The organism is Yoonia ponticola (assembly GCF_014199395.1).
Classification (GTDB): domain Bacteria; phylum Pseudomonadota; class Alphaproteobacteria; order Rhodobacterales; family Rhodobacteraceae; genus Yoonia; species Yoonia ponticola.
Map to the genome: position 1 here is coordinate 118,953 of NZ_JACIJM010000006.1, position 13,810 is coordinate 132,762.

The window sequence follows — 13,810 nt, forward strand, 5'->3', positions numbered from 1 at the left end:
GCAAGGGCGGCGAGACTGATCCCGCCGCCCGATTGCGTTAGGACAATTCGATCAGCAAGTCTTTGGCGTCGATTTGCGCACCGATGCCGACATGCACCGCCTTGATCGTGGCGTCGCGGTCGGCGTGGATGCCGGTTTCCATTTTCATCGCCTCGATGGTCAGCAGCAGATCGCCCGCTTTGACCCTTTGACCGACAGACATGGCAACCGAGGCCACAACACCCGGCATTGGCGCGCCGATGTGATCCGGATTGCCGATTTCGGCTTTCGGGCGTGTCACTTTGTCAGCGGCGGCCAAACGGTTCAGCACGCGAATTGTCCGTGGTTGACCGTTCAGTTCAAAGAACACCTTCACTTCGCCGTCTTCGTTCATGTCAGACACAGCCTGCATCCGAATTTCCAACGTCTTGCCCGGATCGATTTCAGCCGAAATTTCTTCACCCGGCTCCATGCCGTAAAAGAACGTCTTGGTCGGCAAGGTTCGCACAGGCCCGTAAGTCCGGTGACGGCCCATGTAATCAAGGAACACCTTCGGGTACATCAAGTAGCCATTCAGGTCTTCGTCATCGATTTTACGACCGTCCAGCAGATCAGTCAGCTCTTTGCGGGTCGCATCCAGATCAACGGCTGGCAAATGCTGGCCGGGGCGATCGGTGGACGGTTTTTCGCCTTTGAGAACCTTTTTCTGGATCGCAGCAGGCCAGCCACCTGGGGGTTGTCCAAGCGAGCCTTTCATCATGTCCACAACGGAATCAGGGAACACCACATCGGTCTTGGGGTCTTCGACATCCGCACGAGTCAGGTTCTGGGACACCATCATCAGCGCCATGTCGCCCACAACTTTGGACGACGGCGTCACCTTTACGATATCGCCAAACATCTGGTTCACGTCCGCATAAGTCTGCGCAACCTCGTGCCAGCGTTCCTCTAGACCCAATGACCGCGCTTGCGATTTCAGGTTGGTAAACTGACCACCGGGCATTTCGTGCAGATAGACTTCGGATGCAGGGGCCTGCAGACCGGATTCGAACGCAAGGTAATGTTCGCGGACCTGTTCAAAGTAGTTGGAAATCTCGCGGATCGCGGTGACGTCCAAACCAGTATCGCGGTCGGTGCCTTTCAGCGCCTCAACAATAGAGCCAAGCGTCGGCTGCGACGTGTTGCCAGAGAAACTGTCCATCGCGGCGTCTACAACGTCAACACCCGCCTCAGAAACGGCCAGAACCGTCGCAATCGCAGCGCCCGACGTGTCATGCGTGTGGAAGTGGATCGGCAGGCCGACCTCTTCTTTCAGCGCCTTCACCAGCACCCGACCAGCGCCGGGTTTCAACAACCCAGCCATGTCTTTCAGACCCAGAACATGGGCACCAGCGGCCTCTAGTTCCTTGGCCATGCCGACATAATACTTCAGGTCATATTTCGCGCGGGCAGGGTCCAGCAGATCGCCAGTGTAGCAGATCGTGCCTTCGATCACTTTGCCGGATTCGCCCACCGCGTCCATCGCGACGCGCATGTTCTCAACCCAGTTCAGGCTGTCAAATACACGGAACACATCAACACCGGACACGGCGGCCTGACGGACAAATTCCTGCACCACGTTGTCAGGGTAGTTGGTGTAACCCACGCCATTAGACGCCCGCAAAAGCATCTGTGTCATGATGTTCGGCATCACCGCACGGATATCGCGCAGACGCTGCCACGGACATTCCTGCAGGAACCGATACGCCACATCAAACGTCGCACCGCCCCAGCATTCAACCGAGAACAGTTGGTTCATCTTGGCAGCATAAGCAGGGGCCGCGTTAATCATATCCAGCGACCGCATCCGCGTGGCCAGCAAAGACTGGTGGCCGTCGCGCATTGTGGTGTCTGTGATCAGCAACTGCGGCTGATCATGCATCCAGTTTGCGACCGCTTCTGGTCCGAATTCTTCGAGAATGTTACGCGTGCCGGGGATGACTTCGCTGGTGCGTTTCACGGGCGGTTTCGGCGGTTTCACATCGGCCGCAGGACGCGGACGTCCCGCGGTTTCAGGATGCCCGTTCACCGTAATATCCGCGATATACGTCAGGATTTTCGTCGCACGGTCACGGCGCTTTGAGAAGTTGAACAGCTCTGGCGTCTGGTCGATGAATTTCGTGTGGTATTCATTGTTCAGGAACGTCGGATGCTTCAGCAGGTTTTCGACAAAGGCAATGTTGGTCGACACACCGCGAATACGGAATTCCCGCAAAGCACGATCCATCCGCGCAATCGCCATTTCAGGCGTCGGTGCGCGCGCGGTCACTTTGGTCAGCAGGCTGTCGTAATAGCGCGTGATCACAGCGCCAGAATATGCGGTGCCACCATCCAGCCGGATACCCGGACCAGTGGCCGTGCGGTACATCTGAATCCGACCGTAATCAGGGATAAAGTTGTTCTGCGGGTCTTCAGTCGTGACGCGACACTGCAACGCGTGGCCATCAAGGTGAACGTCATATTGCGACGCACAGCCCGTGGCCTCGACCAGCGATTTGCCTTCAGCGATCAGCACCTGAGCGCGGACAATATCAATGCCTGTGACTTCTTCGGTGACAGTATGCTCAACCTGAACGCGCGGGTTCACTTCGATAAAATAGAACTCGCCGCTGTCCATATCCATCAGGAATTCGACGGTGCCAGCGCATTCGTAATTCACGAACTGGCAAATTTTCTTGCCCAAGTTGCAAATCTGTTCGCGCTGCGTGCCAGACAAATAAGGGGCAGGGGCGCGTTCCACGACTTTTTGGTTGCGGCGTTGGACAGAACAATCACGCTCCCAAAGGTGGTAAATCGCACCATGGCTGTCGCCCAAAATCTGGACCTCAACATGCCGCGCGCGCACAATCATCTTTTCAAGGAAGCCAGCGCCGTTGCCGAACGCAGCCTCAGCTTCGCGGCGACCTTCCAGCACTTTTTCTTCAAGCTCTTCTTCGTTGTTAATCGCCCGCATCCCGCGACCACCGCCGCCCCATGAGGCTTTGAGCATCAACGGATAGCCAACCTCGGCGGCTTGCTTTTTCACCAACGCCATGTCGTCGCCCAGCACATCGGTGGCCGGAATAACGGGAACGCCCGCCTCAACAGCGACATTTCTGGCAGAGGCTTTGTCGCCCAACATGCGCATCGTTTCAGCCTTTGGGCCGATGAATGTGATGCCATTTTCGGTGCAAGCGTCAACAAAATCGGGGTTCTCAGACAATAGCCCATAGCCCGGGTGGATCGCATCAGCGCCAGACATCTTGGCGACGCGGATAATTTCTTCGATCGAAAGGTAAGCAGCAACAGGACCAAGGCCCTCGCCGATGCGGTAAGCTTCGTCCGCCTTAAAGCGGTGCAGGCCCAACTTGTCTTCTTCGGCGTACACGGCAACCGTCTTTTTTCCCATCTCATTCGCAGCACGCATGATTCGAATCGCGATTTCCCCGCGGTTCGCAATGAGAATTTTCTTGAAATTAGCCATGTTCGTCCCTTTCGCAGTTGCGGCAACTGTTAGTTACAAAACCGCCATTGTAAAGTTCGTATACGTAAGTTGATTGCGCTAACGCCGCGATGCGGCGATTTTCCGGACCCGCCAAACAGGGGGCAAATCGACGATCCGCTAGATCGAGCCGGCTTCGACCATATAGTTGTTCGCGGTACACATCGCGGCGTCGTCTGACGCCAAAAACAACACCATCCGCGCGATATAAACGGGATCAATCAGATCGGGTAAACATTGGGAAAGCTTCTGCTTTTCCAAGGCTTCGGGCGTGGTCCACAGCTCTTTCTGGCGGTCCGTCATGACCCAACCGGGGACAACGGTGTTCACACGAATCCTGTCGCGTCCAAGGTCACGGGCCATGGTGCGTGTCAGGCCGTGAACAGCAGCTTTCGCAGTGGCATAGGCGGGAAAATTCCCAACGGCCTCCCACCAGCTGTTTGAACCAAGGTTAATAATCGACCCGCCACCTGCAGCAATCATCGCGGGGGCCACGGCTCGCATGGCAAAGAACATATGGCGCAGATTGGTGTCCATACGGTCGTCCCAATAGTCAGGCGTGACGTCTTTCCAATCATGGCGATCGTCGCGGGCCGCGTTATTTACAAGCACCAGAAAATCGCCGGTCTTGGCTGCAAGTTCCTTAATCGCAGCCTGTGTCGCTTCAATATCGCGCAAATCGCACAAGGCATATGCAGCACCTGTTTCCGCGGCGACCGCAGCGCTGGCCTGTGCATCACGATCCAAAAACGCAACCTTTGCACCTTGTTCCGCGAAGGCTGCAACCATGCTCGCACCAATGCCGCTCGCACCGCCGGTGACAAGAACAGGTTTGCCGTGAAGGCTGGGATATGTGGCGAAACGGGACATTTGGTTTCCTTTTGTTGCGGCGGACGGTAAAAATTTTCGCGAAAATTTTACGTCTAGATCAACCGATTTCGAAATTCCGTCAATGTTTGAGTGCTGTGTTGGCCAGATTTGCCGACCAAACCTTGGGGCTGGATTTTGCAGGCGTTGCAATGAGTTGTTTTGGCGAAATGAAATTAGGACACGCGAAACACGCATGGCGCGAAACATAACATGAACATAAGGGTTTTCTCGCGTTTGAATTCGGGGTATTGGAGCGCATGAGTGATTTTTCTGATGAAGACGCCTTTGAGGCCGCAAGTGTTCCATTGTCCCAGCGTGCCATGGTGGGGCGGTCTGCGCCCTATTTGGATGGGTTGAACCCTGCGCAGCGCGAGGCTGTCGAGGCATTGGAAGGTCCTGTCTTGATGCTTGCAGGTGCGGGCACGGGAAAAACCAAGGCGTTAACCACGCGGATCGGGCATTTGTTGGCCACGGGCACGGCGCGTCCGCACGAAATTTTGGCGGTGACATTCACCAATAAAGCCGCGCGCGAGATGAAGAACCGCGTGGGCGCGATGATGGGCGAGGCAGTCGAGGGCATGCCTTGGTTAGGGACGTTTCATTCGGTCTGTGCCAAGTTGCTGCGGCGTCATGCAGAACTTGTCGGGTTAAAGTCGAACTTTACGATTTTGGACACCGACGACCAAATCCGACTGCTGAAACAATTGATCCGTGCCGATGACATCGACGAAAAACGCTGGCCGCCGCGGATGCTGTCAGGGATCATTGATAACTGGAAAAACAAGGCGCTGACGCCTGACAATATTCCGGTCAGCGATAGCGGTGTGTTCGACCACAAAGGTGTCGCGCTATACGCGGCATACCAGCAGCGGTTGAAGGACCTGAATGCCGTCGATTTTGGCGACATTCTGCTGCATATGGTCGTGATTTTTCAGCAAAATCAGGATATTCTAGATCAGTATCAACGTTGGTTCCGCTACATCCTTGTGGACGAATATCAAGATACCAACGTCGCCCAATATTTGTGGCTACGGCTGCTCGCGGGTAAGCACAAAAACATCTGTTGTGTTGGCGATGACGACCAATCGATCTATGGCTGGCGCGGTGCTGAGGTCGGCAATATCCTGCGGTTTGAAAAGGATTTTCCGGGGGCTGTCGTGGTCCGGCTTGAGCAAAATTACCGCTCGACGCCGCATATTCTGGCGGCCGCATCCGGCGTGATTTCTGGGAACAAAGGGCGGCTTGGCAAGGAGCTTTGGACCGCTGAAGAAGACGGCGAAAAGGTTCGGTTGATCGGCCATTGGGACGGCGAAGAAGAGGCGCGTTGGATCGGTGAAGAGATCGAAGCGTTGCAGCGCGGCACCCGTGGCCTCGACAAAATTAGCCCTGATCATATGGCGATTTTGGTCCGTGCATCGCATCAAATGCGGGCCTTCGAGGACCGGTTCTTAACCATTGGTCTGCCGTATCGCGTCATCGGCGGGCCGCGATTCTATGAACGTCTCGAAATCCGTGATGCGATGGGATATTTCCGTCTTGCCGTGTCGCAAGACGATGATCTGGCGTTCGAGCGGATCGTGAATACCCCCAAGCGCGGGCTGGGTGATAAGGCTGTGCAAACGATCCAAATGGCCGCGCGTGATAATGGTGTATCGCTGTTGGAAGGCGCGCGGATTTGTTGTCAGGAAAAACGCCTTGGCGGTAAGGGGCTGAAAGAGCTGACTATTCTCGTTGATGGGTTGGATCGCTGGCACTCTCAAGTCATGAATGAATCCGACACGCATGTTGAGCTTGCCGAGATGATTCTCGACGAATCCGGCTACACTGGATTTTGGCAAAACGACAAAACGCCCGAGGCTCCGGGGCGGTTGGAAAACCTCAAAGAACTGGTCAAGGCACTTGAGAATTTTGAGAACCTGCAAGGGTTTCTCGAACACGTCAGCCTAATTATGGATAACGAGACCGAAGAGCAGGGCGAGAAGGTCAGCATTATGACGCTTCACGCGGCTAAGGGTTTGGAATTCCCCGCTGTTTTCTTGCCCGGTTGGGAAGACGGATTGTTCCCATCGCAGCGGTCGATGGACGAAAGTGGTGTCAAAGGCCTCGAGGAAGAGCGTCGTTTGGCGTACGTCGGCATCACACGCGCAGAGCGGATTTGCACGATTTCCTTTGCCGCGAACCGTCGCGTTTATGGCCAATGGCAGTCCGCGATGCCGTCGCGTTTCATTGACGAATTGCCCGAAGATCATGTCGAAGTGTTAACCCCTCCCGGTCTATATGGCGGTGGATTTGGTGCGGCTGGCATGGCGGCAAGCGCGTCACCTGCGGTTCAGGCCGAGATGGGATCGGATTTGCATGGCAAAGCGGCGAATGCCGACGTTTATAATTCCCCCGGTTGGCGTCGTTTGCAAACGCGTAGCCAGCAACGCGGCATCGCGACACCTGCCGCTGCGAAAAATATCACGATTGATCTCGACGCCATCAGCACGTTCACGACGGGCGACCGCGTGTTCCATCAGAAATTCGGTTACGGCGAGGTGATGGGGATCGAAGGCGACAAGCTTGAGATCGAATTTGACAAGGCCGGATCGAAACATGTTGTCGCGCGGTTTGTGGTGAATGCAGAGCAGGCGGATGATATGCCGTTTTAATGGGTCAATACGGGATAGAGCGACAATATAAGAAGTGCGGCCATCGTGATGTTAAAGATTCGCAAGCTGCGCGGTGTGCTGAGGACGCGGCGCACTTGTACGCCGAGCCATGCCCAGATTGATACCGACGGCAAATTTACCACGGCAAAAACCGCAGCAACCGTTAACGCGCCAATTAAAACGCCGTTATCCTGCGGCGCATAGTTGGTGATTGCGGTGATCGCCATGAACCACGCCTTGGGGTTAACCCATTGAAACGCGGCCGCCTGTAAAAACGTAAATGGCGTACCGGTCACTTTCTTCGCATCGGGCGGCACTGCGTTTGCAATTTTCCATGCCAGCCACAGCATATAGACCACGCTGAGCACAGTTAGAATCGTGTTCAAGACCGGATATGTCTCGAATATCCGCAGTAAAATAACGCCAACCAGCGTCACCATAAACGCATGGCCTAAAGAAATGCCTAACATATGCGGAATCGTGCGACGTAATCCGAAATTCGCACCAGATGCCATCAGCATCAGGTTGTTCGGGCCGGGGGTGACGGAACTTACAAATGAAAATGCGACCAGCGCGAACAGGATATCTTGGGTCATGCGCGCAGGTTACGCAGATATGCGCGGCGTTGACGAGGCTTCGCACATAAAAAAACCGCAGCGCCCGGGAGGAGGTGGGCACTGCGGTTCTCTATATGTGCCCACTACCACGGGAGGAGGTGTGGCGCGGGCGACGAGAGCGATTTCAACCCGGGAGGAGGTGGGTCTGATCGCTCTTTCTCGGCTCGTCGGGAGGAGGTGACGAGACCGAAACTCTTGTAGAGGTGTCCGGCGACACCCGGGAGGAGGTGGATGTCGCCGGTCCTTCTGATAACCTGGTCGTTTCTGGGAGGAAGATGACCAGGTCGATCGGATCATTCATTCTGGGAGGAGTTAAATGATCCGAATTCTATTATTTCTTTACTGCGTCCAGTGCGATTGATTTAATCATTGAACGGTGAATTCCAAGGTCTGCAAGGTCACGATTTGAAAGTGACTGCAATTCGTTGAATGTTGTGTTGTACAACTTGCGCTGTGCAATGATGCCGCTAACCTGTGCGAACAGCGCGGACGCGCGTTCTGCGAAAGAGTTTGTTGCGGTGTGGTTTGCTGTAATAAATGCCATCGTCTTCGTCTTTCGTTTGCGTATATCGGCGGGAGGCGCCGTGTTCTGTTGTGTCCTACAATTATGGTTTTGCTGCAGTTGCACAATGCCCAATGAATCATTGCTGCTATGCAGAAATTGCATAAGCAAAGCTGACCTATTGTCTTGATCCTGTTACAATTGTCCCTAAGGCCGCTCCGGTTGACTTGCGATTTGCCATTATTAGGTAAAAAACGCATGCAGATTGTGCAAATTGAAAAAAGAGGCAGACCAATGTCAGTGACACGTGACCAAGTTTTGGGCGCACTAGAGCAGATTACCTTGCCGGGCGGTGAATCAATCGTGGCGCGTGACATGGTGCGCGCGCTTACGATTGACGGCGGTACGGTGCGTTTCGTGATCGAAGCCCCGACACCGGAAGAGGCCAGCCGCATGGGTAGTGTGCGTACCGCGGCGCAAACCGTTGTGTCGCATCTGAGTGGTGTAGATAGTGTGTCTGTCGTTTTGACGGCGCACGGTCCTGCGACGCCCGCCGCACCAAAAGGTGAACCGCCCGCATTAAAGGTGGGGCGTCACCCGACCCCGCAAGCCGGTCCAGCCCGTGTCGCAGGTGTTGATCGGATTATTGCAGTTGGGTCTGGCAAGGGTGGCGTCGGGAAATCAACCGTCTCGTCCAACCTCGCTGTTGCACTTGCAAAGGAAGGGCGGCGCGTTGGTCTGCTGGATGCGGATATCTACGGGCCTAGCCAGCCGCGCATGATGGGCGTGAACCAACGCCCCGGTTCGCCCGATGGCAAGACTATTATACCACTCAAAGCGCACGGCGTCACAATGATGTCGATTGGTCTGATGGTTGACCCTGATAAGGCCGTGGTTTGGCGTGGCCCTATGTTGATGGGGGCGTTGCAGCAAATGCTGGGGCAAGTCGAATGGGGCGAGCTTGATGTGTTGATCGTCGATCTGCCGCCGGGGACGGGCGATGTGCAGCTGACGCTCTGTCAGAAAACTGAACTGACGGGTGCGGTTGTTGTCAGCACACCGCAGGACGTCGCCTTGATTGATGCGCGCAAGGCGCTCGACATGTTCAAGTCGCTGAAAACGCCAGTGCTGGGCCTGATCGAGAATATGTCGACCTTCCATTGCCCAAGCTGCGGGTACGAGACGCAGATCTTTGGTCATGGCGGTGTCGCGGCTGAGGCAGAGAAGATCGGCGTGCCAATGCTGGGCAGCTTGCCGATTGATCTCGACACGCGCCTTGCTGGCGATGCGGGCACGCCGATTGCGGCGGGGGACAGCCCGATGGCCGATGCCTACCGACAGCTCGCGCGACGCTTTATCGACGGTGGCATGGCTTAAACGTCACCATATTGCCACACACCCGACAGAACCCTCGCCCAAAGGCGGGGGTTTTGTGATTCTGGGAATTCATGGGGCGTCTGGGAATTTATGGAATCAAACTGAACCGTGCCCTGGAGAATCGGAATACACATCAAAAACAGAACAAAACTGATACAAATTGGCGAACGTGCGAAAGCGATAAGAAAGAAAAACAAAAAATGTGGGATTTTTGTGCCCCACAATATGTGCCACTGTGGATAACTTTCAGACTGAATTTATTGTTTATTAACTAACAAGCCCGTGATCAGCCGTGACGAGAGGCATACCATATATAGTTCTGCGTGACTCTCTGAAACACAATGTGGTTCCATGAATTCCCAAAAAGGTATTGATCGGACGGGGAACTTAAGTCACAAGAGTTACACGGTAACGACGAGAACATGACAACAAGGGGCGAAAAAGAACCCCACCGGCAAAAGCAGGTTTCATACAGGCCTCCGGTTTACCGCAACGAAGAGATCCGGCGCGCGAGCGAGCAGACATCCCCCCAGGTGGCGCGCGCAGCTGGACGAGCCCGATAAGGGCAGAAATTGGCGACTTGAGCAGTGGCAGCAGCTCAAGTCGCCATTTTCACATCTAACAGATTTTCCGGGGGCATCAGAGAGGGCCAGAGGACAGTGGTCTTGAGTTTTACAGGCGAACACACCCAAAAGGTGGACAGCAAGGGACGCATGTCGATCCCGGCTGATTTTCGTCGTGTGCTTGAGGCTGGCGATCCTGAATGGAACTCTGGTCAGTCCCCCCGCATGTACCTGCTTTATGGCGATCACCTGAAAAACGAACTGCACGGCTATACCGTTGAAGAGTTCGATAAGGTCGTCGATCAAATCAACGCATTGCCACGTGGTTCTGATGCGAAAAAGCGTCTGTCGCGCCTGATTATCGGTCAGTCGATCAAGCTGGACGTTGATAAAGATGGCCGCACAGTGATGCCGATCAAACAGCGCCAGAAACTGGGCCTGAAAGACGGCGAGCTGTATTTCAGCGGCCTTGGCGATCACTTCGAGATTTGGAAGGCCGAAACCTTTACCGAGGAAGTCGGCGATAACATGGCCGATTGGCTTGAAGAGCAGGGCGATGACTTTGATCCGCTCAGCCTGTTGGACGGATAGTATATTATGTCAGCTGCCGCAGACCAAAATGACCCACATATTCCAGTCCTGATCCGGCCGCTGATTGCAGCGGTCGCACCCGTTCAGGGTGTATGGCTGGATGGCACGTTTGGGGCAGGGGGCTACACACGCGAATTGCTGGCGGCGGGCGCAGATAAAGTGATCGGCGTGGACCGTGATCCATTGGCGTTTGAAATGGCAGCACCTTGGACCAAAGATTTCGGCGACCGGATTGAGTTGGTCGAGGGCGTGTTTTCCCGTCTTGACGAATATGCGTCGGATTTGGACGGCATCGTTTTGGATTTGGGCGTCTCGTCCATGCAGCTTGATTTGGCAGAGCGCGGCTTTTCCTTCATGCGCGAAGGACCGCTAGACATGCGGATGTCGCAAGACGGACTATCTGCGGCGGACATCTGCAACGACTACGACGAAGAAGAAATCGCCAGCATCATCTATCTTTACGGTGAAGAACGGGCATCGCGCCGCATCGCCAAGGCGATTGTTGCAGCGCGTCCATTAACCACGACGTTAGAGCTGGCAACAATCGTTGCAGGCTGCTTGCCGCGCTCAAAACCCGGCCAATCGCATCCCGCCACACGGACGTTCCAAGCACTACGCATCGCCGTGAACAACGAATACGGCGAACTCGCACAGGGTCTTATGGCCGCCGAACGTGCGCTGAAACCGGGCGGACAACTGGCCGTTGTGACCTTCCATTCCGTAGAAGACCGCATGGTTAAACGGTTCCTGCAAGCACGCGGCGGCGGCATGGCAAACGCCAACCGCTACGCCCCTGCAGCCGAAGAAGTGGCCGCGGCTTTCCGCGTCGAGAAACGCAAAGCCATCGGTCCTGACGAGCAAGAATTGTCCGAAAATCCTCGCTCACGCTCCGCGAAATTGCGCGTGGCGATCCGCACCGACGCGCCAGCAGTGGACGTCGATCCGGCTGACCTCGGGATGCCAATGAAAAAGAAAAAGGGGAAGCGGTGATGCGCGGCCTGATGTTGTTTTTAGGGGCTATCATGGTGATGGGACTGGGTTTCTGGTCCTACCAAGAGAACTACAAAACCCGTGACGCAATCTCTGATGTGCGCAAACAACACCGCCAAATCGGCGCTGCTCACGAACGTCTGCGCATGCTGCAGGCCGAATGGGCCTACCTGAACCGTCCTGACCGTCTGCGTGATCTGGCTGAATTGAACTACGAACGTCTTGGCCTGTTGCCGCTGATGCCCGACGCCTTTGGGCAGGTCGATCACATCATCTATCCGATCCCCGAAATCCTGCCGATCACCAACCCGATCGACGTCAATAATTATGTGCCTGAAACAACCGACGAGGATCCATTATGATCCGCACACCGCTGCGCCCGCTTGCCCGTATCCTTCAAGCCCGTGATCGTGGCGAAGACACCAAGGCAATCGAAAAAGAGAACATTCGTCTGCGTCACGAAGAAATGGCGGACCAAGCACGTATGCGTGCCGAAGGTCGCCTTCTCGTGCTTGGCGCTGCGTTTTTCGTCGCTTTCTTAACCATTGGAATGCGCATGGGGGCGCTTGCAGGCACCGTCGCAGAAGAGCCGCGCGCAGTTGCAAATGGCAACCCGATCATCGGTCAACGGTCGGATATCGTGGACCGTAACGGGCGGATCATGGCGACGAACCTTGATACATTCAGCCTCTATGCGCACCCGCAAGAAATGGTTGATCCGACAAATGCGGCGACGCAACTTGCGGGGATTTTCCCAGAACTCGATGCAAATGAACTGCTCGAAGACTTCACTGGTACGCGGAAATTCCTATGGATTCGCAGGCAGTTAAGCCCCGAGCAAATGCAAAAGGTTCACGACATCGGCTCGCCGGGTTTGCTGTTCGGTCCGCGTGAAATGCGGCTTTATCCAAACGGCCCCATCGCGTCACACATCCTTGGTGGCGCATCTTATGGCCGCGAAGGGGTGGCCAGCGCCGAGGTGATCGGCGTGGCTGGCGTTGAGCGTCAGTTCGACAATTTCCTGCGTGATCCGGCCAGCGAAGGCGCACCGCTCGAATTGTCCCTCGATCTGACCGTGCAAGCCGCGACCGAAGAAGTATTATCCGGCGGCATGGCGCTGATGAATGCCAAAGGTGCGGCGTCCGTTTTGATGGACGTACACACTGGCGAAATCATCGCGATGGCGTCCTTGCCAGACTTCGATCCGAACAATCGCCCCCAAGTTTTGCTGACAGGCGACCAGTCCGACAGCCCGCTGTTCAACCGTGCGGTGCAGGGGGTCTATGAGCTGGGCTCGACCTTCAAAATCTTCGCAATCGCACAGGCGATGGAGCTCGGCTTGCTGAACGCCGACACCATGATCGACACCAAAGGGCCGCTGACATGGGGCCGTTTCCGTATCCGCGATTTCAGCAATTACGGCGATACATTGTCCGCGACTGACATCATCGTCAAATCCTCGAACATCGGCACGGCGCGGATCGCCATGCAGATCGGTGGGGCGCGTCAACGCGACTTTCTCGGGCAGCTTGGTTTCCTCGAAGCCACGCCCGTCGAGATGATCGAAGCGCCATCTGGCGCGCCGCTTTTGCCGCGCCAGTGGTCGGAAATCTCAACAATGACAATCTCTTACGGGCACGGCATATCGACGTCACCGCTGCACCTTGCGGCTGGCTATGCATCGTTGTTGAACGGTGGCACGCGCGTCGAACCTACGCTTCTTCGTCAACACCAGCCACAAAGCGGCGAACGAATCGTCAGTGAACGGGTCTCGCGGTCATCACGTGAAATGTTGCGCGCAGTGGTCGAACGCGGCACCGCGTCTTTCGGTGAAGTGGACGGGTATAATGTCGGCGGTAAAACCGGCACCGCTGATAAACCACGTGAAAACGGCGGCGGTTATTACGACGACAAGGTGATTTCGACTTTCGCCAGCGTCTTTCCCGCCGATAACCCGCAATATGTGCTGATCGTCACGCTGGACGAACCTTCTGAGAACTCCAGCGATAAACCGCGCCGCACTGCAGGTTGGACCGCCGTACCTGTCGCCGCTGAAATGATCCGTCGCGTCGCACCGCTGCTTGGTCTGCGGCCAGAGATTGAAACCCTTGAACCCGTTGGTGTAACACTGACCTCAAATTAGAACTGGG

At 55.5% G+C, this 13,810-nt stretch carries 10 protein-coding genes; 6 read left to right on the forward strand and 4 right to left on the reverse strand.

Going from position 1 to position 13,810, the window contains the following annotated elements; all coding sequences use genetic code 11:
• Positions 1–37: 37 nt before the first annotated feature.
• Both pyc and FHS72_RS11920 read right to left on the reverse strand, forming a co-directional pair.
• Positions 38–3,481 (reverse strand): pyruvate carboxylase, encoded by a 3,444-nt coding sequence (pyc, locus tag FHS72_RS11915; RefSeq protein WP_183529380.1) that lies wholly within the window; start codon positions 3,479–3,481, stop codon positions 38–40.
• 138 nt (positions 3,482–3,619) lie between these two features.
• Positions 3,620–4,369, reverse strand: coding sequence for an SDR family NAD(P)-dependent oxidoreductase (locus FHS72_RS11920; protein WP_183529383.1), 750 nt, complete (start codon positions 4,367–4,369; stop codon positions 3,620–3,622).
• Between the two features lie 257 nt (positions 4,370–4,626).
• Here FHS72_RS11920 and FHS72_RS11925 point away from each other — a divergent pair, with 257 nt between their 5' ends.
• A complete protein-coding gene (locus FHS72_RS11925; protein ID WP_183529385.1) occupies positions 4,627–7,020 on the forward strand; it encodes an ATP-dependent helicase in 2,394 nt (797 codons plus the stop codon).
• Here the strand turns inward: FHS72_RS11925 and FHS72_RS11930 are convergent.
• Entirely contained in the window at positions 7,017–7,616 is a 600-nt protein-coding gene (locus FHS72_RS11930) for a LysE family translocator (protein WP_183529387.1), read from the reverse strand. The genes FHS72_RS11925 and FHS72_RS11930 overlap by 4 nt on opposite strands.
• Before the next feature lie 352 nt (positions 7,617–7,968).
• Entirely contained in the window at positions 7,969–8,181 is a 213-nt protein-coding gene (locus FHS72_RS11935) for a DUF1127 domain-containing protein (RefSeq protein ID WP_183529389.1), read from the reverse strand.
• A 252-nt stretch (positions 8,182–8,433) separates the two neighbouring features.
• Between FHS72_RS11935 and FHS72_RS11940 the strand changes: the two genes are divergently transcribed.
• The 5 genes from FHS72_RS11940 to FHS72_RS11960 all read left to right on the forward strand — a co-directional run bounded on the left by FHS72_RS11940 (position 8,434) and on the right by FHS72_RS11960 (position 13,803).
• Positions 8,434–9,516 carry an Mrp/NBP35 family ATP-binding protein gene (locus FHS72_RS11940; RefSeq protein WP_183529391.1) on the forward strand — a complete coding sequence of 361 codons (1,083 nt, stop codon included), beginning with the start codon at positions 8,434–8,436 and terminating at the stop codon, positions 9,514–9,516.
• A 659-nt stretch (positions 9,517–10,175) separates the two neighbouring features.
• Positions 10,176–10,670, forward strand: coding sequence for a cell division/cell wall cluster transcriptional repressor MraZ (locus FHS72_RS11945; RefSeq protein ID WP_183529393.1), 495 nt, complete (start codon positions 10,176–10,178; stop codon positions 10,668–10,670).
• A gap of 6 nt (positions 10,671–10,676) precedes the next feature.
• Positions 10,677–11,660, forward strand: coding sequence for a 16S rRNA (cytosine(1402)-N(4))-methyltransferase RsmH (rsmH, locus tag FHS72_RS11950; protein ID WP_183529395.1), 984 nt, complete (start codon positions 10,677–10,679; stop codon positions 11,658–11,660).
• Entirely contained in the window at positions 11,660–12,022 is a 363-nt protein-coding gene (gene ftsL / locus FHS72_RS11955) for a cell division protein FtsL (protein WP_183529398.1), read from the forward strand. Before rsmH ends, ftsL begins: the two co-directional genes overlap by 1 nt.
• Positions 12,019–13,803, forward strand: a complete 1,785-nt coding sequence (locus FHS72_RS11960; RefSeq protein WP_183529400.1) for a peptidoglycan D,D-transpeptidase FtsI family protein — start codon at positions 12,019–12,021, stop codon at positions 13,801–13,803. The genes ftsL and FHS72_RS11960 overlap by 4 nt, the downstream gene beginning before the upstream one ends.
• The last annotated feature ends 7 nt before the right edge of the window (positions 13,804–13,810 follow it).

What these genes read in the sequence shown, in the direction of transcription:
- FHS72_RS11935 (WP_183529389.1), bottom strand. Translation starts at nt 8,181, where the DNA reads ATGGCATTTATTACAGCAAACCACACCGCAACAAACTCTTTCGCAGAA.
- FHS72_RS11960 (WP_183529400.1), top strand. Translation starts at nt 12,019, where the DNA reads ATGATCCGCACACCGCTGCGCCCGCTTGCCCGTATCCTTCAAGCCCGT.
- rsmH (WP_183529395.1), top strand. Translation starts at nt 10,677, where the DNA reads ATGTCAGCTGCCGCAGACCAAAATGACCCACATATTCCAGTCCTGATC.
- pyc (WP_183529380.1), bottom strand. Translation starts at nt 3,481, where the DNA reads ATGGCTAATTTCAAGAAAATTCTCATTGCGAACCGCGGGGAAATCGCG.
- FHS72_RS11930 (WP_183529387.1), bottom strand. Translation starts at nt 7,616, where the DNA reads ATGACCCAAGATATCCTGTTCGCGCTGGTCGCATTTTCATTTGTAAGT.
- FHS72_RS11925 (WP_183529385.1), top strand. Translation starts at nt 4,627, where the DNA reads ATGAGTGATTTTTCTGATGAAGACGCCTTTGAGGCCGCAAGTGTTCCA.
- FHS72_RS11940 (WP_183529391.1), top strand. Translation starts at nt 8,434, where the DNA reads ATGTCAGTGACACGTGACCAAGTTTTGGGCGCACTAGAGCAGATTACC.
- FHS72_RS11920 (WP_183529383.1), bottom strand. Translation starts at nt 4,369, where the DNA reads ATGTCCCGTTTCGCCACATATCCCAGCCTTCACGGCAAACCTGTTCTT.
- ftsL (WP_183529398.1), top strand. Translation starts at nt 11,660, where the DNA reads ATGCGCGGCCTGATGTTGTTTTTAGGGGCTATCATGGTGATGGGACTG.